Annotated in this window: 20 protein-coding genes; 8 read left to right on the top strand and 12 right to left on the bottom strand. The window is 70.8% G+C overall.

The features are described 5' to 3' along the window. Positions 1–72 precede the first annotated feature (72 nt). The 4 genes from OV207_RS35305 (at position 73) to OV207_RS35290 (ending at position 5,312) form a co-directional block, all read left to right on the top strand. Positions 73–852: an iron-containing redox enzyme family protein gene (locus tag OV207_RS35305; protein WP_267559512.1), complete on the top strand. Its 780-nt coding sequence runs from the start codon at positions 73–75 to the stop codon at positions 850–852. 175 nt (positions 853–1,027) lie between these two features. Beyond that, positions 1,028–1,489, top strand: coding sequence for a fibril protein (locus tag OV207_RS35300; protein ID WP_193349950.1), 462 nt, complete (start codon positions 1,028–1,030; stop codon positions 1,487–1,489). A gap of 235 nt (positions 1,490–1,724) precedes the next feature. After that, positions 1,725–4,436 carry an AsmA family protein gene (locus tag OV207_RS35295; protein ID WP_267559511.1) on the top strand — a complete coding sequence of 904 codons (2,712 nt, stop codon included), beginning with the start codon at positions 1,725–1,727 and terminating at the stop codon, positions 4,434–4,436. Positions 4,437–4,532: 96 nt separating this feature from the next. After that, complete coding sequence (locus OV207_RS35290) at positions 4,533–5,312, top strand: hypothetical protein (RefSeq protein WP_267559510.1); 780 nt, start codon at positions 4,533–4,535, stop codon at positions 5,310–5,312. Between the two features lie 3 nt (positions 5,313–5,315). On the opposite strand, the gene OV207_RS35285 is transcribed toward OV207_RS35290, so the two are convergent. Then, the gene (locus tag OV207_RS35285; protein ID WP_267559509.1) at positions 5,316–6,092 is read right to left on the bottom strand and encodes a hypothetical protein; all 777 of its coding nucleotides are present in this window, start codon (positions 6,090–6,092) and stop codon (positions 5,316–5,318) included. A gap of 178 nt (positions 6,093–6,270) precedes the next feature. On the opposite strand from OV207_RS35285, the gene OV207_RS35280 reads away from it, so the two are divergent. Further along, positions 6,271–7,923: a formate--tetrahydrofolate ligase gene (locus tag OV207_RS35280; protein ID WP_267559508.1), complete on the top strand. Its 1,653-nt coding sequence runs from the start codon at positions 6,271–6,273 to the stop codon at positions 7,921–7,923. A gap of 78 nt (positions 7,924–8,001) precedes the next feature. Here OV207_RS35280 and OV207_RS35275 read toward each other — a convergent pair whose 3' ends face one another. Together OV207_RS35275 and OV207_RS35270 are read right to left on the bottom strand one after the other, a co-directional pair. Then, a complete protein-coding gene (locus OV207_RS35275) occupies positions 8,002–9,594 on the bottom strand; it encodes a methyl-accepting chemotaxis protein (protein ID WP_193349955.1) in 1,593 nt (530 codons plus the stop codon). A gap of 421 nt (positions 9,595–10,015) precedes the next feature. Beyond that, positions 10,016–10,387: a hypothetical protein gene (locus OV207_RS35270; RefSeq protein ID WP_227027445.1), complete on the bottom strand. Its 372-nt coding sequence runs from the start codon at positions 10,385–10,387 to the stop codon at positions 10,016–10,018. Positions 10,388–10,550: 163 nt separating this feature from the next. Here OV207_RS35270 and OV207_RS35265 point away from each other — a divergent pair, with 163 nt between their 5' ends. Further along, complete coding sequence (locus tag OV207_RS35265; RefSeq protein WP_267559584.1) at positions 10,551–11,900, top strand: sigma-54-dependent transcriptional regulator; 1,350 nt, start codon at positions 10,551–10,553, stop codon at positions 11,898–11,900. A 151-nt stretch (positions 11,901–12,051) separates the two neighbouring features. Beyond that, on the top strand, positions 12,052–12,513 hold the full coding sequence (locus tag OV207_RS35260; protein WP_193349957.1) for a hemerythrin domain-containing protein: 462 nt from the start codon (positions 12,052–12,054) through the stop codon (positions 12,511–12,513). A 3-nt stretch (positions 12,514–12,516) separates the two neighbouring features. Here OV207_RS35260 and OV207_RS35255 read toward each other — a convergent pair whose 3' ends face one another. The 7 genes from OV207_RS35255 to OV207_RS35225 all read right to left on the bottom strand — a co-directional run bounded on the left by OV207_RS35255 (position 12,517) and on the right by OV207_RS35225 (position 21,214). After that, a complete protein-coding gene (locus tag OV207_RS35255) occupies positions 12,517–14,355 on the bottom strand; it encodes a sensor histidine kinase (RefSeq protein WP_267559507.1) in 1,839 nt (612 codons plus the stop codon). Then, positions 14,352–15,524 carry a sensor protein KdpD gene (locus OV207_RS35250; RefSeq protein ID WP_267559506.1) on the bottom strand — a complete coding sequence of 391 codons (1,173 nt, stop codon included), beginning with the start codon at positions 15,522–15,524 and terminating at the stop codon, positions 14,352–14,354. Before OV207_RS35250 ends, OV207_RS35255 begins: the two co-directional genes overlap by 4 nt. A 13-nt stretch (positions 15,525–15,537) precedes the next feature. Beyond that, positions 15,538–16,140 (bottom strand): potassium-transporting ATPase subunit KdpC, encoded by a 603-nt coding sequence (gene kdpC, locus OV207_RS35245; protein ID WP_267559505.1) that lies wholly within the window; start codon positions 16,138–16,140, stop codon positions 15,538–15,540. 21 nt (positions 16,141–16,161) lie between these two features. Beyond that, a complete protein-coding gene (gene kdpB / locus OV207_RS35240) occupies positions 16,162–18,222 on the bottom strand; it encodes a potassium-transporting ATPase subunit KdpB (protein ID WP_267559504.1) in 2,061 nt (686 codons plus the stop codon). 2 nt (positions 18,223–18,224) lie between these two features. Continuing rightward, positions 18,225–19,943: a potassium-transporting ATPase subunit KdpA gene (kdpA, locus tag OV207_RS35235; RefSeq protein ID WP_267559503.1), complete on the bottom strand. Its 1,719-nt coding sequence runs from the start codon at positions 19,941–19,943 to the stop codon at positions 18,225–18,227. Continuing rightward, positions 19,943–20,032, bottom strand: a complete 90-nt coding sequence (kdpF, locus tag OV207_RS35230) for a K(+)-transporting ATPase subunit F (protein ID WP_120615194.1) — start codon at positions 20,030–20,032, stop codon at positions 19,943–19,945. Before kdpF ends, kdpA begins: the two co-directional genes overlap by 1 nt. Positions 20,033–20,131: 99 nt before the next feature. Continuing rightward, positions 20,132–21,214: a porin gene (locus tag OV207_RS35225; protein WP_267559502.1), complete on the bottom strand. Its 1,083-nt coding sequence runs from the start codon at positions 21,212–21,214 to the stop codon at positions 20,132–20,134. 221 nt (positions 21,215–21,435) lie between these two features. Here OV207_RS35225 and OV207_RS35220 point away from each other — a divergent pair, with 221 nt between their 5' ends. Then, positions 21,436–22,806 carry a Fic family protein gene (locus OV207_RS35220; protein WP_267559501.1) on the top strand — a complete coding sequence of 457 codons (1,371 nt, stop codon included), beginning with the start codon at positions 21,436–21,438 and terminating at the stop codon, positions 22,804–22,806. Positions 22,807–22,832: 26 nt separating this feature from the next. Here OV207_RS35220 and OV207_RS35215 read toward each other — a convergent pair whose 3' ends face one another. Beyond that, positions 22,833–23,192 (bottom strand): hypothetical protein, encoded by a 360-nt coding sequence (locus OV207_RS35215; protein ID WP_267559500.1) that lies wholly within the window; start codon positions 23,190–23,192, stop codon positions 22,833–22,835. A 156-nt stretch (positions 23,193–23,348) separates the two neighbouring features. Next, on the bottom strand, positions 23,349–23,858 hold the full coding sequence (locus OV207_RS35210; RefSeq protein ID WP_267559499.1) for a hypothetical protein: 510 nt from the start codon (positions 23,856–23,858) through the stop codon (positions 23,349–23,351). Between the last annotated feature and the right edge of the window lie 4 nt (positions 23,859–23,862).

Raw genomic sequence — 23,862 nt, 5'->3', positions numbered from 1 at the left:
CACCGGACCCTCTTGCGCTTCAACCATTCGCGACTGGCGCCGGGATTTCCGACGGAGGGTTGGAGGGCAGGCGTGCAGGCGGAGACGCAGTTGCGCCTGCTGGAGGGCGAGTACGTGGAGGCGGAGCGACAGCGCATGGCGGCATGGGCCGCCGAGGCACCTGAGGACGCGGACGGCTTCATCGCGTGGTTCGAGGACCTGAAGGAGACGGGGCCCGGGCAGCAGGACCCGCTGTTTCCCTGGCTCGCGACCCAGGCGTCCCTGGAACAGATGCGCTGGTTCCTCACGCAGGAGGTCGCGGGCGAGGCGGGCTTCGACGACCTGGTGGCGCTGACGCAGTTGCAGTTGCCCACGCAGGCGAAGCTGGAGCTGGCGCGCAACTACTGGGACGAGATGGGCCGCGGGCGCGAGGACGCGATGCACGGGCCCATGCTCGCGGAGATGGCGGCGAAGCTGGGACTGAAGCCCACGGACGAGGACACGGTGTGGGAAGCGCATGCGCTGGCGAACCTGCTCTGCGCGTTCGCGTTCAACCGCCGCTACACGTACCACGCGGTGGGCGCGCTGGGCATCGTGGAGGAGACGGCGCCGGGGCGCACCGCGTGCGTCAACGAAGGGCTGAAGCGTCTGGGCTTCGACATGCGGGTGCGGCGCTACTACGCGGTGCACTCCACGCTGGACGTGAAGCACTCGGAGACATGGAACCGGGAGGTGCTGCGTCCCCTGGTGGCCGCGAACCCCGCGTGCGCGAGGCCGCTGGCGGAGGGCGCGCTCCTGCGCCTGTCGGCGGGCGCGAAGTGCTTCGAGCGCTACCGCCGCGAGCTGGGGCTGGAGCTGAAGTCGCTCAGCTGAGCGCCGCGCCTGGCCGTCCTTCCCCCCGGGACCTTGCGCGTGTGCGCTGGGCCTGGGGGTGCGTCCTGCACCGGACGGCCCGGATGGGTGGAGGGGATGCGCCGCGAAAGGGGCGGACGCCAGCTTGGGACGCCGTTGCCGAGCATCCCGGTGTCCGAGCCTCGCGGAGGTCCCGATGTCCCTGTTCCGAATCGCCTGCGTGGGCGTGCTGGCCCTCACGGCCTGCGCGTCCCCGGGCACGTCCTTCGAGGACGTGATGCGTCGCACCCAGCCGCTGCTGCCCCAGCGGCCGGACCCCATGACCTACGGCACCCGGCCGGAGAACCCCGTGCGGGTGGGCTGGGGCGACAAGGGCGTGACGGCCTATTTCGGGCTGCTGCGAGGCCCCCAGGGACAGCCCGTGGCGTGGCGCCGGATGGGGGACTGCTGCGAGTTCACCCAGGTGGACGGCCGGGGCAACGAGCGCGGCCGGCTGGTCATCTTCGAGGTGACGTACGAAGGGTTGGACACGCCGGTGGTGCTCTACGTGGACGCGTACACCGGAGGGTCCGTGTACGCGCCCTGGGGCTTCACCCTGGAGGGCGCGCCAGACGCGCGGCCCCCCTCCGGGATGGAGCCGGACATCATCGACCTGTAGCAGCGGGCGCCCGGTCGTTCGGGTGCCCTCCCCTTCCAGGGCGGGCGCGGCGTGACTAGATGCAGGGTCTGGCGGGCGGGCTGGAGCCCGGGCGTGACTTTCCGCAAGACCCCCTTCGTCACGCTGGAAAGTGGAAGTTTCCCGCCGCGGGCGGTCCTCCCGGTTAGCCATGGGAGGTGCGACGCCCTCGGCGCTGCGCTAAGCGTGCGACCGCACTCCCGACGGAGGAGGAACCGTGGCGGCTGTGAAGAAGAAGCGTTGGCCCTATGTGCTGGGGGGCATCGTCGTCGTCCTTGTCGCCATCGTGGCGGTGGTGCTGTGGCGCCTGGACGCCATCCTGCTGAAGACGGCGCGCGACCAGGCCGCCACGTACTCGCAGAAGCTGGGGCGCCCCATCCAGATTGGCGACATCTCCACGAAGCTCTTTCCCCATGTCGGCGCGCAGATTGAGAACGTCGTCGTGGGCCCCGCGGAGGGTGAAGACCTGCCGCTCGCGGAGCTGAAGACGGTGGACGTGAGCGTGGCGGCGATGCCGCTGCTCACTTCGAAGGGCAAGGACATCCAGGTCCGGAACGCGGAGGTGTCCGGCCTCACCGTGAACGTCCTGCGGCTGGCGGACGGCACCACCAACGTGCAGCGCCTCCAGGAGAAGTGGGCCGCCCAGCAGCCCCCGGAGCAGGCGCCGGAAGAAGAGGCGCAGCCCACGGACCTGTCGGGCGTGCACGTGGAGCGCGCGGCGCTCACGGACGGCACCATCCGCTTCGTGGACCGCGCGGGCGGCCAGCAGGCGCGGGAGCTGGCGGTGCGCGACCTGGACATCGAGGTGAAGGACCTGCGCGTGGGCAAGCCGCTGAAGGTGGACCTGGCGGCGGCGGTGCTCGCGGAGAAGCAGAACCTCAAGATGACGCTCCAGGCGGCGCCGCTGCCGGCGACGCTTACGCCCACGCCGGAGCAGGTGACGCTGAAGGCGGACCGCATCGACCTGGCGCCGCTGGGCCCCTTCCTGCCGCCGGACGTGGGCCTGCAGGCGGGCACGCTGGACGCGGACTGGAAGGCGGACCTGGGCGGCGCGGTGCCCGGCGGCAAGGGCCCCACGAAGCTCGTGGGCGTCATCAAGGCGCTGGGGATGAAGTTCGCGGGCTCGGAGGGTGGCAAGGCGCTGGACGTGGTGCTCGACACGGACGTGACGGGCGACCTGGAGACGGGCGACCTGGCGCTGGACAAGCTCAACCTGGACCTGGGCCCCGCGGCCATCACGGGCAAGGGCCGCGTGAAGGGGCTGCTCACGGACAAGCCGGCCGTGGAGGGCTTCGAGCTGGTGGGGCGCAACCTGGACCCCGCCGTCATCGCCGAGTACTACCCGCCCCTGAAGAAGCAGCTCAAGGGCATGGTGGCGGGCCCCATCGGGCTGGACGTGCGCGGCAGCGGCACGCAGGCCGAACAGGCCATCAACATCGCGGTGAACCTGACGCCGGTGCGGCTGCGGGTGCCGGATCAGTTGTCGAAGGAAGCCGGCGGCGCGATGACGCTCAACGCGAAGGTGACGGGCGCGGCGGCCAGCGGCGGCGCGCTGCGCTTCGACGCGAAGGCGGACCTGGACGGCGTGGACATGCGGCCGGGCCTGCTGGTGAACAAGGCGCCGGGACAGCGGCTGGACGTGGCGGCGGCGGGCACCTACGCGCCGGCGAAGACGGGCAGCGGGATGACGGTGAACGTCACCAGCATGACCCTGGGCGCGCTGGAGGACACGGTGACGGGCACCGCGACGGTGTCGCTGGCCGGCACGGGCAAGAAGGCGACGACGACGTTCAAGGCGGCGGTGAAGAGCGCGCGGCTGGATGCGGACAAGTTGTTGATGAGCGAGGAGGAGGTCCTCGCGCGCACGGGCGGCAAGCCCCTGCCTCCTCCGCCGGAGGACGCCACGCGCTTCAACGGCTACCGCGGCGACATCCAGTTCTCCATCGCATCGCTGCGCTACACGAAGATGGACCTGAGCCAGGTGACGGGCGTGGTGAAGATGGTGGACGACCTCATCACGGTGGAGAAGTTCTCCACGGGCCTCTACGGCGGCAAGGTGGTGGCGGACGGGACGACCATCCGCCTGGGCCCGTCGCCGGAGGCGCGGCCCTTCACCGCGAAGGTGCAGGTGCAGGGCATCGAGATGGCACAGGCCCTGGCGGAGCGCACGCCGAAGCAGGTGATGACGGGCAAGTTCAACGGCAACGTGGACGTGCAGGGCGTGGGCTACACGGCTGACAAGCTCCAGCAGACGCTGCTGGGCGGCATCAGCGGCAACCTGCTGGAGGGCACCTTCCTGGGCAAGGACCTGGTGTCGTCGGTGACGGGGCCGCTGGCCAAGGCGCTGCCGTTCGCCAAGGGGCTCAAGAGCGGCGACGTCACGTCGCTGGGGGAGAACCTGCCCTTCAGCGTGACCATCAAGAACGGCGTCGCGCAGCTGAGCAAGCCCATCACCTGGACGCGGCCGGAGGCGGCGATGAGCTTCGATGGCGGCATCAAGCTGGACGGCACGCTGGACCTGATGGGCGGCGTGTCGCTGACGCCCTCCACCATCAAGGCGCTGACGGCGGGCAAGGTGACGCCGACGGAGGCCATCCCGGTGGGGCTGAAGCTCACGGGCAAGGCGTGGAGCCCGGAGGTGACGGGCATCGACGTGAAGCCGGCGGCGACGACCATCCTGAAGCTGGCGGGTGTGTCGGCCGCGGGCAGCCTGCTGGGTGAGAAGGGCAAGGCCGTGCAGGACATCATCATGGGCGGCCAGGACAAGGCCAAGGCCGAAGCGGAGGCGAAGCGTCAGGAGCTGGAGGCGCGCGCCAACGAGGAGAAGAAGAAGCTGGAGGACCAGGCCCGCGCCGAGCAGGAGAAGGCGAAGCAGCGCGCGGAGGAAGAAGCGAAGAAGAAGCTCAAAGGCATCTTCGGCGGGAAGTAGTCGCCGGAAGGATCCGGAAGTGACGCGCGCCGCGGGGCTCCGACGAGGAGCTTCGCGGCGTTCGCGTCTCCGCCCACTGGCATAGGCTCGCCGTCCATGCGCACCCGGTTCACCTGCCTTGAGATGGATGGGCTCCGCTCGCTGCGCGGCGTGGTGCTGCACCCTGAGCCGCTGGAGGTCCTGCTGGATGCGGAGGGCACGGCCACCCGCGACGTCATCGCCGCCTTCACCCTGCTGCGGGAGCTGGCGCACGGGAGGCTCCAGCAGCACCTGTCCCGGCCCGGCGTCACGGACGGCCTGCGCAGCCCCGTGAGGCTGTCCCTGTCCGTGGATTGGAACACCTACCGCGTGGAGCTCCAGCGCTTCCCCGACGGCGTGTGGCGCCTCGTGGAGGAGACGCTGGACCTGCTGGCGGGCGTGGCGGCGGAGTTCATCGCGCCCGGGCAGGAGCCGCCGCCCGCCGAGGAGGCCCTGCTCGCCTCCTACGCGGACCTGCCCCCGGAGGAGGAGCCTCGAGCGCCAGGCACCGGCGCGGAGGAGGAGGCCCGGATGCTGGGCGACCTCGTTCACGGGGCCATGCGGAGCATGGCCGCGCTCCTGCGCGGCTTCCGCGTCCAGCCCGCCGGGGCGTTCGACGTGGACGCGGAGTCCTTCCTCGTCCTGGAGGAGCCCGACGTGGATCTGCCCGCGAACGCCGTCTGGGACCGGGTCCAGTCCGCTCGCGCGGCGTCCCTGCGGATCCCCGTGCTGCTCTTCACGCCGTCGGTGGCCCTGGCGGACGCCTTCGACCTCCAGGACGTCCAGCGCGTGGAGACCCCCGCCGACGGCGCGTCCTCCTTCCGGCCGCTGCTGGCCCGGAAGGAGCCCACCGGTTAGCCGCTACTGCGTGGCGCCGCCGCGCGCTTCCCAGCCACCGCCGGCGGCGGGGCCGCCCCGGGCACCACCACCGCGCGGGCTGGACTCCTCACGGCGCATCTCCTGGTACTTCGTCAGCTGATCCGCGCTGAGCACCTTCTGCATCTCCTGGTCGGTCTGCGTGCGCAGCTCGCGCAGCTGCCGGCGGACGTCCTGCCGGGGCTGACCATTGCCGCCGGACATCAGCGCCTGGCGCTTCGCGTCCTCCGCCTGGAGCTGCTTCGTCAGCTCCTGCTCCTGGCTGTAGCTGAGCCGCGCGTCGGTGATGAACGTCTTGACGCGCGCGCCGCGCTCGGCCTCCGCCTGCGACCGCATCTGGTCCACCTGCTGCTGCCACTGCTGGCGCTGCTCGGTGCGCTGCTCGTCCTGCACCGTGCGCATGATCTCCTTCAGCGACTGCTTCCCGCTCTCGGAGTTCAGCGCCTCGCCCACCATCACGCCGCGCACCTCCTCGCGCAGCTTCGCCACCTCTGCCGCCAGGCCCGCGGGCGCGGGACCCGCACCACCCGTCGTCGTGCCGGGCTGCTGCTCGAAGGCCATCATCCGGCGCGACAGGAGCTGCACCGTCTCCTCCAGCGCCTTCACGCGCGTCTGGAGCGCCCGGACGTCCGCGGACGAGTCCTGCACGCGGGGCGCGGCGTCCGTCGCCGCCGGAGCCTCCGAACGACCGGGCCCCCACAGGGCCACGCCGAGCGCCACCGAAGCCAACCCCACCGATGCGATGCCGAGGATACGATTCATGATGTTCTCCCTGACGGAACACCCGGCCGCCTATTCCATCGCGCTCCCGGAAACCGTCTTCGTGCCTTCATCCTCCCACCCGGCCGCCCCACGAGGAAACGTCCGTGCGCGGGTGCCTGCCTGCCCCCCGTGTCGCGAGCGTTGACCTCGCCTGGCGGGACGCGGAGAGTCCCGCGCCATGACGCTCCGTCCCATTGCCGAAGTCGGCGCCGAGCTGGGCCTCGCGCCGGAAGACGTCCTCCCCTGGGGGCGCGACCGCGCCAAGGTGTCGCTGGACGCCCTGGGCCGCCGCTCGCGCCAGGGCCGCATGGTGCTGGTGTCGGCCATCAACCCCACGCCCCCTGGCGAGGGCAAGACGACCATGTCCGTGGCGCTGGCCATGGGCCTGCGCAAGCGCGGACGCAAGGCGGTGGCGGCGCTGCGCGAGCCGTCCCTGGGGCCCGTCTTCGGCGTGAAGGGCGGCGGCACCGGCGGCGGCGTGGCCAGCCTGGAGCCCGCGGCGGACATCAACCTGCACTTCACCGGCGACCTGCACGCCATCACCAGCGCGCACAACCTGCTGTCCGCGCTGGTGGACAACGCCGTGTACTACGGCCACCCGGTGGTGCTGGAGGGCACGAAGGTGCGCTGGCGCCGCGCCATGGACATGAACGACCGGTTCCTGCGCAACGTCATCGTGGGGCTGGGCGGCAAGGCGCACGGCGTGCCACGGGAGACGTCCTTCGACATCACCGCCGCCAGCGAGGTGATGGCCATCCTCGCGCTGTCGGAGAACCTGAAGGACCTGGAGGCGCGGCTGGGGCGCATCGTGGTGGGGCAGGCGCCGGACGGCACGCCCGTGCGCGCGAGCGACGTGAACGCGGCGGCGTCCATGGTGGCGCTGCTCAAGGACGCGCTGATGCCGAACCTGGCCCAGACGCGCGAGGGCGGGCCGGCCCTCGTGCACGCGGGGCCCTTCGGCAACATCGCTCACGGCTGTTCGTCCGTGGTGGGCACGCGGATGGCGCTCGCGTACGCGGACGAGGTGGTGACGGAGGCGGGCTTCGGCTTCGACCTGGGCGCGGAGAAGTTCCTGGACATCAAGTGCCGCGGCGCGGGCGTGTGGCCCCGGGGCGTGATGCTGGTGGTGACGCTGCGGGCGCTCAAGCACCACGGCGGCGCGAGCCCGGCGCAGGTGGCGGAGCCGGACCGGGAAGCGCTGCTGCGCGGCTTCAACCACCTGGAGAAGCACCTGGAATCCGTGGCCGCGTTCGGCCTGCCGGCGGTGCTGTGCGTGAACCGCTTCCCCCAGGACACGCAGGCGGAGCTGGACGAGCTGCGCGCGTTCGCGAAGGCGCGGGGCGTGGGCATCGCGGTGTGTGACGGCTTCACGAAGGGCGGCGAGGGCTCCCTGGAGCTGGCGGACACGGTGCTGGCCATGCTGGACGCCACGGACGCGGCGCCGCCGAAGCCACGCTTCCTCTACGAGCTGGACCAGTCCCCGGAGGAGAAGATCCGCGCCATCGCGCGCACGGTGTACGGCGCGGACGACGTGGCCTTCACGTCCGGGGCGCGCAAGGACCTGGAGACGGCGCGCGCCCTGGGCGGCGCGGGGCTCCCGGTGTGCATGGCGAAGACGCACCTGTCGCTGTCGGACGACCCGACGAAGACGGGCCGCCCCCAGGGCTTCACGCTGACGGTGCGCGAGGTGCGCCTGTCCGCGGGCGCGGGCTTCCTGGTGGCGCTCACCGGCGAGCTGCTCACCATGCCGGGCCTGCCCCGGGAGCCCGCCGCCCGGCGCGTCACCATCCATCCGGACGGCCGCATCACGGGCCTGATGCAGGGCGAGTAGCCCGCCCCGGACGAACAACGGGCCGCCCTGGTGAATCCAGGACGGCCCGTGGGCCCCGCGGCGTCGCTTCCGGGAGCGCTAGACGCGGAACGAGGTGGACAGCTCCTGGAGCTTGCCCAGGGACGTGTTGATCTGCCCCACCGCCTCTTCGGCGTTGCTGGTGGCCATCACCACGTCGCTCATCATCTCCGACAGCTGCGTCACCACTTCCGTCATCTGCGTGATGCCCGCGTTCTGCTGGGTCACCGAGGCGACGATCTGCCGCGCGGCCTGGCTGCTCTCCTGCACCACCTGGGTGATGTCCTTGAGCGTCGTCGCCGAGGCGAGCACCTGTTCGATGCCCTCCTCCATCTTCTGGGTGTCACCCTCCGCGATGCCCACCGTCTGGCGGATGGCCTGGTTGATCTCCAGGAGGATCTTCCCGATGCGCTGCGTGCTCTGGAGCGACTGACCGCTGAGCGCCCGCATCTCCTTGGCCACCACCGCGAAGCCCCGGCCCTCTTCACCGGCGCGCGCCGCCTCGATGGCCGCGTTCAGCGCCAGCACGTTGGACTGGTCCGCAAGGTCCTTCACGCTGCCAATGATCTCTCCCGCGTGCACCGCCTGCTCGGACAGGTGCCCGATGCTGCCCACCAGCGCGCCCACCCGCTGGCGGATCTGCTGGAGGCCCTCCGCGCTGCGCTCGATGGACACCTGCCCTGAAGCGCTGAACGCGTCCGCCTGCGCCGCGACCTTCAGCACCATCTCCGCGCGGCTGGCCGCCATGCCGGACGTCTGGGCGATCTCCGCGATGGTGGAGCTGGCCTCCGTGAGGCTGCGCGACTGGTTGGTCAGGAAGTTGAGCTGCTCGTGGCTGGCCGTGTTCAGCCGCGCCGCCGCCGCCGTCAGCTCCGTCACCACCGAGTGCAGCGTGCCCGGCACCGAGCGCAGCCGCTTCATCAGCGTCTCGATGCTGCGCGCCAGCTCGCCCACCTCGTCCTGGGCGGAGGTGTCGATGGGCTGCGTCAGGTCACCGTCCCGCGCGATGCGCGTCGCCGTCTCCGTCAGGCGCGCCAGGGGGATGGTCACCTCGCGCAGCAGCCACACCGTGAGCGCCGCGAGCGCCGCGATGCAGGCCACCGCCAGCAGCAGCACCCACGTCAGCGTCTTGCCGTGCAGCGACTCCATCTCAGTGAAGGTCTCGCGCTGCGCGGCCTCCTGCTGCGCCGTCACCGCCTCCAGCCCGTCGTGCACGGTCTTGAACGCCGGCTCCAGCTTCGCCAGCGCGCCCTCCGCGCCCGGGCTGTTCTGGGCCGCCAGCGCCACCACCTTCGACGCCTCCTGCCAGTAGCGCGTGAAGGCCTCCTGCAGGGCCTCCACCCGCGGGACGTCCACGTCCTTCATGCCGCGCAGGGTCTTGAGGCCCACGGTGAGCTCCATCACCTGGGCATCCAGCGTCTGCTGCTGCACCGCGTGCAGCGCCACCGCGTCGCCCACGTCCTGGTGCAGCGACGCGAAGCCCGCGCGCGCCGTCTGCGCCTGGCTGACGGACGGGGCCAGACTGAAGCCGATGCGATCCGAGGCCGCCCGCGTGCGCGAGCCCAGCCCCACCGTCACCGCCACGATGGCCACCAGGAACACCGACGCCACCACCGGCAGCACCATCATCTTCTGCTTGAGCCTCAACGCCATCACACACCCCCTCGCGGGCCCACGTCAGACATCCCGATGAAGCGCGGGGGTGCATCCCCGCGGGGCCTGCTGCGCCAGCTCATTGTCGCTCATCCTTCCGCGGCCCGGCCGGGCCCCGCCGACGGTTGAGGCCCCGTCGAGGCACGTAGGATAGACAACACCTCTCCCCCCGACTCAAGCCCGTGACCCTTGAAATATCTTGTAAACGGGTCGGGACTGCCCCGCAGGGTCATGCGGGACACTTCGCCCTGTCAGGTGGGACCTGCCTCGCAGGACGTTCCACGTCAGGCGTAGGCGCTTGTACCACACCCTGGCGCGATCATTCCTTCCCTCTGGGAAGGGCCTCCCGGGTGCTGGAGGAACCGTGGGTCGGCGGCTCCAGGGTGGGACAGGAGCGCCCCGCCAGGGCCGGGCGCGGGCTTCAGGGCCGGGGCGGCTTGCGGAAGGGCTGGACCTGGCCCAGGCAGGCGGAGTCGCACTCGGAGAAGTGGGTGAGGAACTCCGCCAGTTGTGCACACTTGCGGGGGTAGCGCGAACCGCCGCCGTCCGGCAGGCACAGCTCCTCGAATTCGTCGCGCGTCTCCCGGAACAGGGCCTGTCGCTGCGAGGGGGACATGGCGTTGAGCGCGCGGTCCTCGCCGCCCTGCAACCACATGAAGACGCCCACCAGCACCAGCAGGACGATGCTGATCCACGTCCCCCGGCGCACCCACCGGTCCGGCGCGGGTGCCAGCTCCTTCGCGAAGATGTTGTCCTCGCCCCCTTCGTCGGGCGGCGTCCCGTCGTTGCGCATGGGCTCCATTCCATCCATGGCGCGTGCCAGTCCGCACGGCCGTCCCGCAGCAGACACCAGCCGGCCCGGCGTTGCACCCCGCAAGCGACATGCGGGCCCGGCACCCGGCTCTTAGACTGGCCCCATGGAAGTCCGTGCCGGAACCGAGGCGTTGGAGCGCCCCATGCGGGTGCTCGTGGTGGACGATGAGCGAAACATCCGCCACACCCTGAGGGTGTGCCTGGAGGGCCTGGGCTGCGAGGTGCGCGAAGCCGCCACGCCCGAGGCCGCGCTCGCGGCGCTCGCCCAGGGGCCGGCGGACCTGGCCTTCGTGGACCTGCGCCTGGGCAACGCCTCCGGGCTGGAGCTGCTGCCCCGCCTGCTCGCGGAGTCGCCCGCGCTGGACGTCGTGCTCATCACCGCCTACGCGACGTTCGACACCGCGGTGGAGGCCGTGAAGCGCGGCGCGCGCGACTACCTGCCCAAGCCCTTCACCCCCGCGCAGATCCGCCACGTGCTGGAGCGCGCGAAGGCGCAGCGGGAGCTGTCCTCGCACCTGGGGGACCTGGAGGGGCAGCTGGCGCAGGCCGTACCGGAGGCCACGCTGGAGACGGCCTCCCCGGCGATGCACGCGGCCATCGGGTTCATCACCCGCGCGGCGACGTCCGACGCGGCGGTGCTGCTGCGCGGGGAGAGCGGCACCGGCAAGGGCGTGCTCGCCCGGGCGCTGCATTCGATGAGCGCCCGGCGCAAGCGGCCCTTCGTCACCATCAACTGCCCCACCCTGTCCGAACAACTGCTGGCCAGCGAGCTGTTCGGCCACGCGCGGGGCGCCTTCACCGGCGCGGTGAAGGACCAGCCCGGCCGCGTGGAGCTGGCCGAAGGGGGCACGCTCTTCCTGGACGAGGTGGCGGAGATGAGCCCCGCGCTCCAGGCGCAGCTCTTGCGCTTCCTCCAGGAGAAGCAGTTCGAGCGGCTGGGCGAGGCCCGCACGCGCAAGGCGGACGTGCGCGTGGTGGCGGCCACGCACCGCGACCTGGAGAAGGACGTGGCGGAGGGGCGCTTCCGCGAGGACCTGATGTACCGGTTGAACGTCTTGGAGGTGAAGCTGCCCGCCCTGCGCGAGCGGCCGGAGGACCTGGTCCCGCTGGCCCGCCGCTTCGTCGCCTTCTTCGCGCGCGCCGCGCAGCGGCCGGCACCGGAGCTGTCCCCCGCCACGGAGGCCCTGCTGCGCGCCTACCCGTGGCCGGGCAACGTGCGCGAGCTGCGCAACGCCCTGGAGCGGGCGCTCATCGTGGGGCCCGCGGGCGTGGTGGAACCACAGGCGTTCCCGGAGCGCATCGCGTCCGCGGTGGGCCCCGGCGTGAGCCTGGGCGGGCCGCACACGCTGGAGGACGTGGAGCGCGAACACATCCTGCGGGTGATGGCCTCCACGCCGACGCTGGATGAGGCGGCGCGGCTGCTCGGCATCGACGCGTCCACGCTGTGGCGCAAGCGCAAGAAGTACGAATCGGACGTGAAGCCCGACGCGTAGGGCAGTGGCGTGTGCGCCAGTGCATGAAGACACGGACCCCGGGCCCGGGGCGTCCGAGGACATGGCACTTCCGCGCGGATTGCCCCCGTGCGCACGCGTGAAGACCCTGCGGAGGGACCGCCACTCCGGTCGTCCACGCGGGGGTTGCCTCATGGACATCATCGACGTGCTCATCCAGCAGCACCGGGACACCGAGGCCCTCTTCGAGGCCTACCGTGGCGCCCCGGACGACGAGAAGCCGGAGCTGTGCGTGCGCCTGGCCGAAGCGCTCACGCTGCACAGCACCATCGAGGAGCGCTGGGTGTACCCGGTCGCCCGAAGCGTCGTCGAGGGGCCGCGCATCGACTTCGCGGTGGAGGAGCACGGGGAGATGGGCCAGCTCATCTCGGAGCTGCTGCACGCTCGCCGGGAGACGCGCCGCCGGGAGGCCACGGTGCGCCAGTTGGAGGCGGTGGTGGCGCACCACATGGCGGAGGAGGAGCGCGAGGTGTTCCCGCGACTGCGCAAGGTGGGGGCGGACGCGTTCGGCCTCACCCACTCCGAAATCATCCGCTCCGCCTCCGACGTGCGCCGCGAGGCGATGCGCCAGCTGGGTGCGCCCGCCGCGCCGTGACGCTCAGGTCTCCACGGCGGGCTGCGGCAGCGTGAACCAGAAGGTGCTGCCCTGGCCGGGGGTGCTCACCACGCCCAGCTCACCGCCGTGCGCCTGGACGATGTCGCGCGCGATGGACAGGCCCAGCCCCGCGCCGCCCGAGGGGGCTCCCGGCGCGCGGTAGAACTTCTCGAAGATGCGCGCCTGCTCCTGGGCGGGGATGCCCTCGCCGGTGTCGCGCACCTCGAAGCGCACCCGGGCACCGTCGCGCAGCACGCGCACCGTCACCTCGCCGTCGCGCGGCGTGTGCTTCACGCCATTGCCCACGAGGTTGCCCAGCACCAACTGCAAGCGCTCCGGATCCACCCGCACCGTCTCCACGTCGTGGGCCAGGGACCTGGACAGCCTCACGCCCCGGTCTTCCGCCACCGCGCGCTGGGAGTCCAGCGCCTGCTCCAGCAGCGCCTCCGTGCGCACGTCGCGCGGGTCCAGTTGGAGCTGGCCGGACTGGATGCGCGACAGGTCCAGCAGGTCGTCCACGATGCCCTGCAAGCGCTCGCAGTCCTCGCGCGCCGCGAAGAGCAGGTCCGCCTGCTTCTCCGTCACCTGTCCCACGACGCCCTCGGCCACCAGGTGGATGGCCATGCGCAGCGACGTCAGCGGCGTGCGGAACTCGTGCGCCACCGTGGCCACCAGGTCGTTCTTCAGCTCGTCGAACCTCCGCAGCCGCGTCACGTCCTGGAGGATGAGCGTGGCGCCCACCACGTCTCCCGTCTCGCCGTGCACCGGACTGCCTCGCGGCAGGAGCCACCGTCCCCCCTCGGGCGAGGCCTCCACGCGCACCGCCTCCTCGTAGCCCCGGGGCTGGTACGCACCGCGTCCGCCAACGACGTGCGCGCGCACGCGCTCCAGCACCGCGCGCACCTCCGGCTCCACGCGGCCCAGCGCGTCCCCGCCCGCGTCCAGGCGCAGGCGCAGCACCGCCTCCGCCGCGGCGTTCACGTTGAGCAGCCCTCCGTCCGCGCCCAGCACCAGCACCGGATCCGGCAGGCTGTCGATGGCCGCCTGCGACACGGCCTGCGCCTGGAGCAGCTCGCCCAGGCTGCTGCGGCGGTACTGCCCCAGCCGCTCCGCCATGGTGTTGAAGTCCCGCGCGAGCTGCGCGATCTCATCCCGCCCCTCCACCACCGCCCGGGCCTCCCCATCCCCCTGCCCCAGCCGGCGCACCGCCTGCGACAGCACCGACACCGGCCGCAGCGCGCGCTGCACCAGCGACGTGGTGAAGAACAGGCCGAAGCCCAGCGCCGCCAGCACCGACAGCGCCATCAGCGTGTTCACCTGCTCGCTCTGCTGGCGGAGCTGCTCGCTCTTGCGCACCATCGCGTCCTGGTTCAACGCCAGGATGGCGGACGCGGCCGCCTTCGCCTCCTGGAAGGCCGGCGACAGGGACGCGAAGTAGCGCGCGCGGGACGCCTCCGGCTCACGCTCCTGGAGGAACGCGTCGAACGCCGCCTGATATGCCCTCCACGCGGCGTGCAGCCGCCGCGTCGCGTCCGCTTCTCCGGGCTCGGTGACGTTGCCCTGCTGGATGGCCAGCTCGGACTCCAGCGTGGGGCGCTGCGCGGCCTGCTGGGCGGCGCCCCGTTCGCGCTCGCCCGCGACGATGAACAGCGCCGCGCTGTCCATGCGCTCCAGGTGTTCGGTGATGCGCTGGGTGGCGAGCACGCTGCGGTAGTTGTCCTCCAGCACCCGCTGGCCGGAGCGGCCCACGCGCGCCAGGGTGATGACGGCCAGCGCGCCCAGCAGCAGGAGCGCGAGCACCAGCGGCGCCTGGGCCAGCAGCAAGCGGGAGCGCAGCGTCATGGGCGCTTCTCCTCGGGGGGTTCGAAGGACACGACGTGGATGTCGAAGCCGTCGCCTTCGCGCAGCAGCCGCGCGTCCGCGGTGAGGCCCAGCCGCTGCCGCCACTTCGCCTGATGCGAGCGGCCGATGATGATGTGCCCCACGCCGTGCGAGCGGCCGAAGTCCAGCAGCGCCGCCACGGGGTCCTTCGCGCGCAGGCGCACCACCTCCGCGCCCAGCTCCTTCGCCTTCTCGATGTTCGTCAGCAGGTGGCGCTGGGCCTCCGCGTCGATGAGGTGTGGCGCCTCGCCCGGCGTCTCCACGTACACCACGAACCAGTCCGTGTTGAGGCGGCCCGCCATGCGCGAACCCCGACGCAGGAGCGTCGCCGCGCGAGGGGGATGGCTGGACAGGGCCACCAGCACTCGGCCCCAGGCGCCTCCGGCCCCCTTCTGGGAGGGGTCCTCGCCCGACGCGCGGGCCTGCCTGCCCGTGGTGGCGCGGTCCAGGCTCTCCGCCACCTCGCGCAGCGCCAGCTCGCGCAGGGTGGAGAGGTTGTCGCCGGTGAAGAAGCGCTCCAGCGCGTGCGGCACCTTGTCGGGCGCATAGATTTTTCCCGCCTTGAGCCGCTCGTGCAGGTCCTCCACCGCGAGGTCCAGGTTCACCACCTGGTCGGCGTTCTTGAGGAAGCTGTCGGGCAGCGTCTCGCGCACGGTGACGCCGGTGTTGCGCTCCACCAGGTCGTTGAGGCTCTCCAGGTGCTGCACGTTGAAGGCGCCAATGACGTTGATGCCCGCGGCCAGCAGCTCCCGCACGTCCTGGTAGCGCTTGCGGTGGCGGCACACGGGCAGGTTCGTGTGGGCCAGCTCGTCCACGATGGCCACCTGCGGCCGGCGCGCGAGCAGGGCGTCCAGATCCAGCTCCTCCACCGGGACGTCGCGGTAGGTGATGCGCTGGCGGGGAACCACTTCCAGCCCCGCCACCAGCGCCTCCGTCTCCGGGCGGCCATGCGTCTCGACGAAGCCCAGCACCACGTCCACACCGCGCGCCTTGAGCGCGTGCGCCTCCTCCAGCATGCGGAACGTCTTGCCCACGCCGGCCGCGAAGCCGATGTAGAGCTTCAGCCGGCCCCGCCGACCGCGCTCCACCAGCTCCAGGAAGTCTTCCGCGCGCGGGCGCCGCGTCGTCATGCCAGGGCCTTCCTCAAGGACTCGCGAGGGTCCGCGTGGGTCCACCGAACTGTCGGTCCATCGCGAGGTTCAACGTGAGCACGTTCACCCGGGGTTCGCCCAGCACACCGAGCGCCCTGTCCTCCACCTGAGAGGCCACCAGCGTGCGCACGCGCGCCGGGTCCACCCCGCGCGCCCGGGCCACCCGGGGAACCTGCCACAGCGCGGACTCCGGCGACACGTGCGGATCCAACCCGGACGCGGACACCGTCACCAGCTCCCCGGGCACGGGGCCGGGAGCTTCGGGGTTCTCGCGGCGCAGCCGGTCGGCGTCCGCCACCGCGCGGTCGCGGAGCTTCCGGGAGGTGGGGCCCAGGTTGCTACCACCGGACGCCGTCGCGTCGTAGCCCGTACCGGCAGCGGAGGGACGGGGCTGGAAGTAGTCCGGCCGCGTGAAGCCCTGCCCGATGAGCGCGCTGCCCACCTCGCGGCCCTGCTCGTCCTTCACGAGCGACCCGTTGGCTTCCCTGGGAAACAGCACCTGCGCCGCGCCGGTGACGACCAGCGGATACAGCACGCCCGTGAGGACCAGCGTGACGACGCTGGCGCGCAGGGCGACGAGGAGGATTGAGAACATGGTGAGCCAATTCCTTTCAGGTCAGGCCAGGCCCACGGTGGTGAGCAGCACGTCGATGACCTTGATGCCGATGAACGGGACGATGACGCCGCCCACCCCGTACAGGAGCAGGCTGCGCCGCAAGAGGGCCGCCGCGCCCAGGGGGCGGTAGCGCACGCCCTTCAGCGCCAGCGGGATGAGCGCCACGATGATGAGCGCGTTGAAGATGACGGCGGACAGGATGGCGCTGAACGGGGACGTGAGGCCCATCACGTTGAGCGGGGCCATCTGGGGGAAGACGCCCATGAACAGCGCCGGCAGGATGGCGAAGTACTTGGCCACGTCGTTCGCGATGGAGAACGTCGTCAGCGTGCCGCGCGTCATCAGGAGCTGCTTGCCCACCTCCACCACCTCCAGGAGCTTGGTGGGGTTGGAGTCCAGGTCCACCATGTTGCCGGCCTCCTTGGCGGCCTGGGTGCCGGTGTTCATGGCCACGCCCACGTCCGCCTGCGCGAGCGCGGGCGCGTCGTTGGTGCCGTCGCCCGTCATCGCCACGAGCTTGCCCTTGGCCTGCTCGGCGCGGATGAGCGCGAGCTTCGCCTCCGGGGTCGCCTCCGCCAGGAAGTCGTCCACGCCGGCCTCCCGGGCGATGGCGGCGGCGGTGCGCGGGTTGTCGCCGGTGATCATCACCGTGCGGATGCCCATGGCGCGGAAGCGGTCGAAGCGCTCCCGGATGCCGCCCTTCACCACGTCCTTCAGGTGGATGAGGCCCAGCACCCGGGCACCATCGGACACCGCCAGCGGCGTGCCGCCCGCGTCACCGATGCGTCCCGCCGCCTGCGCCAGCTCCTCCGGCACGGCGCCGCCCTGCTCCTGCGCGTGGCGCACGATGGCCTCCACCGCGCCCTTGCGGATGCCGCGCGGGTGCGGATCCACCAGGTCACAGCCGCTCATGCGCGTCTGCGCGGTGAAGGGCACGAAGGTGGCCTGGTGCGCGCGCAGCTCGCGCGGACGCAGCTTGTAGGTGTCCTTCACCAGCGTGACGACGGAGCGGCCCTCGGGGGTTTCGTCCGCCAGGCTCGCGAGCTGCGCGGCCTCCGCCAGCTCCTCCACGCGCACGCCCGGCAGGGGCAGCAGCTCCGTGGCCATGCGGTTGCCCAGGGTGATGGTGCCCGTCTTGTCGAGCAGCAGCGTGTCCACGTCCCCCGCCGCCTCCACCGCGCGCCCACTGAGCGCGAGCACGTTCTTGCGCAGCAGTCGGTCCATGCCCGCGATGCCAATGGCGCTCAGGAGCCCGCCGATGGTCGTGGGGATGAGGCACACCAGCAGCGCCACCACGGCGGTGCCGGACAGCGGCACGCCGGAGTAGAGCGCCAGCGGCACCAGCGTCACGCACGCCAGCAGGAACACCAGCGTGAGGCCCACCAGCAGGATGTGCAGGGCGATTTCATTGGGCGTCTTCTGCCGCGCCGCGCCCTCCACCAGTCCAATCATCCGGTCGAGGAACGACTCGCCGGGGTCCACGCTGATGCGGACGACGATGCGGTCGGACAGCACCTTGGTGCCGCCCGTCACGGCGGAGCGGTCACCGCCGGACTCGCGGATGACGGGGGCGGACTCGCCGGTGACGGCGGACTCGTCCACGCTGGCGATGCCCTCCACCACCTCGCCGTCGCCGGGGATGACGTCGCCCGCTTCGCACACCACGCGGTCGCCCTTGCGCAGGGCCGTCGCGGTGACGCGCGCCTCCGTGTCGTCGCCATCCAGGCGCCGGGCCTGGGTGTCCTGGCGCATGCGGCGCAGGGCGCTCGCCTGGGCCTTGCCCCGCCCCTCCGCCACGGCTTCGGCGAAGTTGGCGAAGAGGACGGTGAACCACAGCCACAGCATCACCGACACGGTGAACCACGGGGGGGCGCCGTCGCCGCGCGGTGACACCAGGTCCTTGAAGACGAACACGGTGGTGAGGAGGCTGCCGGCCCACACCACGAACATCACCGGGTTGCGAGCGACGGCGCGCGGGTGGAGCTTCTTGAAGCTCTCCCACACGGCGGGCTTGAGCAGCGCCGGGTCCAACAGCGACGCCTGCCTGGAAGCGGGGGCCATGGTCAGTACACCTTTCCGGCCGCGCCGAGGAAGTGCTCGACGATGGGGCCGAGTGACAGCGCGGGGAAGAACGTCAGCGCGCCCACGACGAGGACGACGCTCACGAGCAGGCCGGTGAAGAGGACGCCCTCCGTGGGGAAGGTGCCGGGTCCGGGGGCCACGACCTTCTTGTTCAGGAGCGAGCCGGCCAGCGCCATCACCGGCACCATCATCAGGAAGCGGCCCGCGAGCATCGACACGCCCAGGCCGAGGTTCCAGAAGGGCGTGTTGGCGTTGAGGCCGGCGAAGGCGCTGCCGTTGTTGGCGACGCCGCTGGTGAACGCATAGAGGACTTCGGACAGGCCGTGCGGCCCGGCGTTGTTGAGCGAGGACGTGCCCTGCGGGAGCACCACGCCCACGGCGGACATGCACAGGATGACCAGGGGGAAGACGAGCACGTAGAGCATCGCGAGCTTCATCTCGCGCGCTTCAATCTTCTTGCCGAGGAACTCCGGCGTGCGGCCCACCATCAGGCCGGCGATGAACACGGCGAGCACCGCCATGACGAGGATGCCGTACAGGCCGGCGCCCACGCCCCCGAAGATGACCTCACCCAGCTGCATGTTGACGAGCGGCACCAGGCCCCCGAGCGCGGTGAAGCTGTCGTGCATGGCATTGACCGCGCCGCACGACGCGTCGGTGGTGACGGTGGCGAACAGCGAGGAGGCCGCGACGCCGAAGCGCGCCTCCTTGCCCTCCAGGTTCCCGTGCTGGAGCACCTGGGCGGCGGCGAGGGCGGGGTTCGACTGGGATTCGGCGGCGTAGCTGGCGCCCGCGCCCACGAAGAAGAGGACGGACATGGCCGCGAAGAGGACCCAGCCCTGCTTCGTGTCGCCGGTCATCTTCCCGTAGGTGTGCGTGAGGCCCGCGGGCAGGAGGAAGACGAGCAGCAGTTGCACCAGGTTGGTGAGGGGCGTGGGGTTTTCAAAGGGGTGGGCGCTGTTGGCGTTGAAGAAGCCACCGCCGTTGGTGCCCAGCATCTTGATGGCCTCCTGCGAGGCCACGGGCCCGAAGGCGAGCGTCTGCTTCACGCCCTCCACGGTGGTGAGCTCGCGGTACGGCGCGAGGTTCTGGAGCACGCCCTGCGAGGCGAAGAACAGGGCCGCGACGAAGCTCAGGGGCAGGAGCACGTAGAGCGTGCCGCGCACCAGGTCGACCTGGAAGTGGCCCAGCGTCTTGCGGCCCTCCGGCCCCGGACGACGGGTGAGGCCGCGCGCCAGGGCCAGCGCGACGCCAAGCCCGGAGGCGGCGGAGACGAAGTTCTGCCACGTCAGGCCCACCATCTGCGTGGCGTAGCTCAGGGTGGACTCACCGGCGTAGGACTGCCAGTTGGTGTTGGAGACGAAGCTGGCGGCGGTGTTGAAGGCGAGCGCCGGTCCCACGGCCGGCAGGCCCCGGGGATTGAGCGGGAGCAGGTGCTGGAGCCGCTGGAGCGCGTAGAGGATGACGACGCCCAGCAGGCTGAAGGCGAGCAGGGCGACGGTGTACTGGCCCCACGTCTGCTCCTGTTCACGGCGCACGCCGCACAGGCGCAGCAGGGAGCGCTCGATGGGACCCAGGATTCGGGGGAGGGGTTGGGTGCCGGCCTCGAAGACGCGGAAGAGGTAGACGCCCACGGGCTTCGTCAGCGCAAGGACGAGGACGAAGAACAGCAGCGTTTGCAGCCAGCCGGTGGAGGTCATCAGAAGCGCTCCGGCCGGAGCAGGGCGTAGACGAGGTAGACGGACAGCAGGACCGCGAGCGCGGTCCCGGCGACGTATTCGAAGGTCATGACGGGATGTGCCTCACAGGCGCTCGCGGCCGTGGGCTGGGGCCCACGCGAGCGCGAAGAAACCGACGGGCACCCGCGACAGGTGCTCCGTGCGGAAGATCAGAAACAGGCGACGGCTCCGACGACGAGCAGGGTTTGATGGGGGCGCTGTCGCGGAAGGCCGTCCGCATCGGGGGCCGGGCCCTCGAAGACCTTCCGGGTCGACCGGTCGTGGCGGGCCTCGGCCTTGAGGGTGAATCGCTCCGTGGGCTTCATTTCGAGCGTGAGCGTGCCCTCGGTGAGGGTCTGCGCGGTGCCGCTCAGGAGACCGTCCCGGTCGCGGTAAACCTCCGCGCGGGCCGTCACGGCCACGGCCCGTGCAAGCCGCACCCGCACGTTGGCGCCAGCCGCGTACCAGAGGGCGGCGTCAGCACCGGGGCGGGCCTGCCTGCCGGCGTCCGCGGTGGCGGCGACGCTCACGACATCGGTGAGCTTCAGGGTGAGGACGGTGTCGATGAAGAGGCGCAGGGCCTCCTCGGTGCCGGTGCCTTCGTTGCCGACGAAGGTGTTGACGGCGGCGGACCACCGGTCGCAGGCGTAGGCGACCTGGGTGCCCAGCGCCTTGCCGGAGTTGTTGTCACCGATGGTCTGCCAGCCATTGAGCAGGTGGAGCTGGGCGCTCCAGTGGTCATCGAAGCGCCAGGTGCCCTTGAGGCCGGTCTGATAGTAGGGCGAAAACTCGCCCATCCACGAGCGCGTATAGGTCCAGTTGAGCTGGGATTGGAACGACTCCAGGCCGATGTGGCTGGGGAAGATGCCGGCCTCCAGGGTGAGGGGGCCTTCGACGAAGGACAGCGAGGCCTGCTGCACGTAGCGCCAGACGTCGGGGCCGGTGGCATCGCCTGCGGGTTCGGCGCGGTGGAGGACGTCCATGCCGGTGCCGAAGCCCAGCAGCACGCGCGCGCCCACGGGCTCCGGCGCCAGGCTCACACCGAGCGAGGCCAGGTTGACGGTGACTTCATTGTGCCGCCGGGCCGTGGTGCCCGTGCCTGGCAGGAAGCTGGTGGCGCTGGCGGGGCGGTTGAAGTCGTAGCCGTAATAGGCGTCCACGCCGCCCTCCACCTGGAGGCGCGACAGGATGGAGGGCTCCGACTGGGACAGGAGGAGGTGGGGCAACAGGGAGACGAGCTTGGAGAGGGGCATGATGAGCACCGCCCCATCCCTTGAGCATCCGGCGTGCCCTCACGGAGCGCGGACTGCTCCAGACATTCCAGGGGGTTGCGGGAGGGCGACGCATACCCGGATTGCAAGGTGCACGAACCGCCCCGAGCGCGCCTTGCGAGGTGAAACGTCCCAGCGGCGAGCGGACAAGCCGGGGGCCTCCGGTCAGGGAGCGATTACAGTGGGAGGAGGAGGTGGTCGGCGTGCATCCGTACCGATGGAGCGAGGGGCTGGGGCCCCGGCTGGAGCAGGCAACCGAGCGGATGCGCCAGCTGCGCAGCGCCGTGATGCCACCTGCTGCGGTGCAGAGCCTCCGGCATTGGTTCCGGATTCATCACACGTACAACTCGAACGCGATTGAGGGGAACCGGCTGACCCTGCCCGAAACGCGCGCGGTGCTGGAGGATGGCATCACCATCGCGGGCAAGTCCCTCAAGGACCACTTCGAGGCGGTGAACCTCGCGCACGCACTCGATTTCATCGAGTCCCTGGCGCGGAAGGACACGGTGTTGGGCGAACGGGACGTGCGCGAGATGCACGGCATCGTGCTGCGGGGCATCGAGCCGGAGGACGCGGGCGTCTATCGGCGCATCAACGTGCGGATTGGTGGCACCCAGCATGTGCCCCCAGAAGCCTTCCGCGTGCCCGAACAGATGCACACGTTCGGAGCGTGGCTGGCTGGCGAGAAGTCGGAGCATCCCGTCGTCGTCTCCGCCATCGCGCACACCTGGTTCGAGACGATCCACCCGTTCGTGGATGGAAACGGTCGGACCGGGAGACTGCTCGCAAACCTGCTCCTGATGCGAGAGCACTATCCCGCCATGGTTCTGCTCGTCGAGGACCGTGCACGGTATTACGCGGCCCTGGATGCCTCCCACTCAGGGGACCTCACCGCGATGGTGGAGCTGACACTGGACCGCGTGGAGCAGAGCTTCGAGGAGTATGAGCGAGCCAGTCGCGAAATCACCGAGGTACAGGAGCCCGCGATCGAGTACCTCGCGAGCAGGTTGAGCACCGTTCAAGTCCCCGATCCACCTGAACTCGTCCAGTGGTGGCTCGGTGTCGAAGTTCTGCACGGGGCCCTGGTACACATCGCCAATTCCTTGAACCGACGTCTGGAAAGCTCCCAAACCCGGCTCACGGTCTCCGCCCTGCCCAACCTGACTCGACGCGACTGGGCAACCATCAACCGCAAGCGATTCCCACTCTTCGCACTACAAGCAGACGTCGGGCGCGCCACGACCCGCCTGGAGTTGCAGTCCGAAGTGCACATGGGGGCTCTTCCTGGATGGAAGGTCCATCCGCCCGTCATCCATTTGCAGAGTCCCATAGCAGCAGCAGAGCCTCCACGCCGGTTCATCGAGGCTGTTCCCACGGGGCATCTCTTCCGTGTCTTGAGAGGGACGGCCGCCACTGCGGAGTACATCCAGCAAGAGCGGCGAAATGGCCGAGCGCTGAGCGATAGACCCGCCCCACCGGACTACGATGTCGACATCGGAGTCTCCGCCCAGCAGATCGCGACGGAGATCTGGACCTATGTCGTTGACCATCACCTCATCCCCACCTCGGGCTGAATCCAGCGCTGGCGGTTTACGCGACGTCACGGCTGGTTGGACACGGAGTTGTCGCAGTCCGACCCCGTGCACTTGCCGGAGCAGACGACCTGACCGGGATACGAGGCCAGGACGGCGCACTCGGTGCCGCCGCTACAGGAGACCAGCTCCGTGCAGAGCGTTGCTTCGTTCACGCAGCGCGCCTGGGTCTTCCCTTCCAGCTTGATGGCGATGCACCCGAGTCCCTGGGGGCACTGGGGCAGGTCCACGCCGCACTCCTGCGCGAGGTCCAGTGACTGCCCATCCCGCAGGGCCAGTCGTCCCTGCTTGCCGCCCGCGCCGTCCGACCCACAGGCCGCCAGGGTCATGACCGTCAGGCAGCATCCCAGCATTCGCATCCAGCGCATCGTGGCTCCTTCATCCGAAGAGTGACCGCGCACGACGCACAGCAAGGAGCGCACCAGCCGGCACATCGCAGGGATTCCGCAGCCTTGCCGTGCGGGGCAGCCAACGTGTCCCCCAGAAATCTGATGGGGCCACGGATCCCTGTGGAGGCTCGCGCCCTACCGGAACGCATCCACGATGTAGAAGCCGGCGCGCGGTGAATTGAGGATTGCAGTGCCCGGCTTGGACTCTGGCCGCTTGCGCAATTGGCCGAACCCGAGCCTTGCCACCGCGCAGATGGGGATCCTGTCTCTTCCCTTCAAGAACTGGGCTTCGTAATAGCGGATGACCGGCTGCTCACCGCCAGTCCATACGCGTCCATAGAGACGGAGCGGGGCCTCCAGCGTCCCGATGTCCTCCTCCAGCACGCTCTCAATCGGTCCGTCATGGAGCGTGATGGACTGCGCACTGCTCTGGTTCGCGTCAAGCTGGATCCATGCGGCCTCTCCCACGAAAAGCTGGAGGTAACGCATGATCTCCAAGGCCTTCTCCGGACACGGCTCGAACATCGGCACGCCGTCGGCATGGAGGCCGACATCCCCCGGTTTCCGCGGTGGCGGCGTGGCACACGCCAGTGGGACCCCCACCAGGACCGCCCACCCCACGAGCATGTATTTGTGTGAAGCCATGCGG

The sequence above is a fragment of the Corallococcus sp. BB11-1 genome, from assembly GCF_026626625.1.
Lineage (GTDB): Bacteria > Myxococcota > Myxococcia > Myxococcales > Myxococcaceae > Corallococcus > Corallococcus soli.
Note: the sequence above shows the minus strand (reverse complement) of the source record. Positions and strands in the feature narration are given on the sequence as shown.

What these genes read in the sequence shown, in the direction of transcription:
- OV207_RS35255 (WP_267559507.1), bottom strand. Translation starts at nt 14,355, where the DNA reads ATGACGCTGCGCTCCCGCTTGCTGCTGGCCCAGGCGCCGCTGGTGCTC.
- kdpB (WP_267559504.1), bottom strand. Translation starts at nt 18,222, where the DNA reads ATGGCCCCCGCTTCCAGGCAGGCGTCGCTGTTGGACCCGGCGCTGCTC.
- kdpF (WP_120615194.1), bottom strand. Translation starts at nt 20,032, where the DNA reads ATGACCTTCGAATACGTCGCCGGGACCGCGCTCGCGGTCCTGCTGTCC.
- OV207_RS35270 (WP_227027445.1), bottom strand. Translation starts at nt 10,387, where the DNA reads ATGCGCAACGACGGGACGCCGCCCGACGAAGGGGGCGAGGACAACATC.
- OV207_RS35225 (WP_267559502.1), bottom strand. Translation starts at nt 21,214, where the DNA reads ATGCCCCTCTCCAAGCTCGTCTCCCTGTTGCCCCACCTCCTCCTGTCC.
- OV207_RS35215 (WP_267559500.1), bottom strand. Translation starts at nt 23,192, where the DNA reads ATGCGCTGGATGCGAATGCTGGGATGCTGCCTGACGGTCATGACCCTG.
- OV207_RS35265 (WP_267559584.1), top strand. Translation starts at nt 10,551, where the DNA reads ATGCGGGTGCTCGTGGTGGACGATGAGCGAAACATCCGCCACACCCTG.
- OV207_RS35260 (WP_193349957.1), top strand. Translation starts at nt 12,052, where the DNA reads ATGGACATCATCGACGTGCTCATCCAGCAGCACCGGGACACCGAGGCC.
- OV207_RS35250 (WP_267559506.1), bottom strand. Translation starts at nt 15,524, where the DNA reads ATGACGACGCGGCGCCCGCGCGCGGAAGACTTCCTGGAGCTGGTGGAG.
- OV207_RS35280 (WP_267559508.1), top strand. Translation starts at nt 6,271, where the DNA reads ATGACGCTCCGTCCCATTGCCGAAGTCGGCGCCGAGCTGGGCCTCGCG.
- OV207_RS35300 (WP_193349950.1), top strand. Translation starts at nt 1,028, where the DNA reads ATGTCCCTGTTCCGAATCGCCTGCGTGGGCGTGCTGGCCCTCACGGCC.
- OV207_RS35275 (WP_193349955.1), bottom strand. Translation starts at nt 9,594, where the DNA reads ATGGCGTTGAGGCTCAAGCAGAAGATGATGGTGCTGCCGGTGGTGGCG.
- OV207_RS35285 (WP_267559509.1), bottom strand. Translation starts at nt 6,092, where the DNA reads ATGAATCGTATCCTCGGCATCGCATCGGTGGGGTTGGCTTCGGTGGCG.
- kdpC (WP_267559505.1), bottom strand. Translation starts at nt 16,140, where the DNA reads ATGTTCTCAATCCTCCTCGTCGCCCTGCGCGCCAGCGTCGTCACGCTG.
- kdpA (WP_267559503.1), bottom strand. Translation starts at nt 19,943, where the DNA reads ATGACCTCCACCGGCTGGCTGCAAACGCTGCTGTTCTTCGTCCTCGTC.
- OV207_RS35290 (WP_267559510.1), top strand. Translation starts at nt 4,533, where the DNA reads ATGCGCACCCGGTTCACCTGCCTTGAGATGGATGGGCTCCGCTCGCTG.
- OV207_RS35210 (WP_267559499.1), bottom strand. Translation starts at nt 23,858, where the DNA reads ATGGCTTCACACAAATACATGCTCGTGGGGTGGGCGGTCCTGGTGGGG.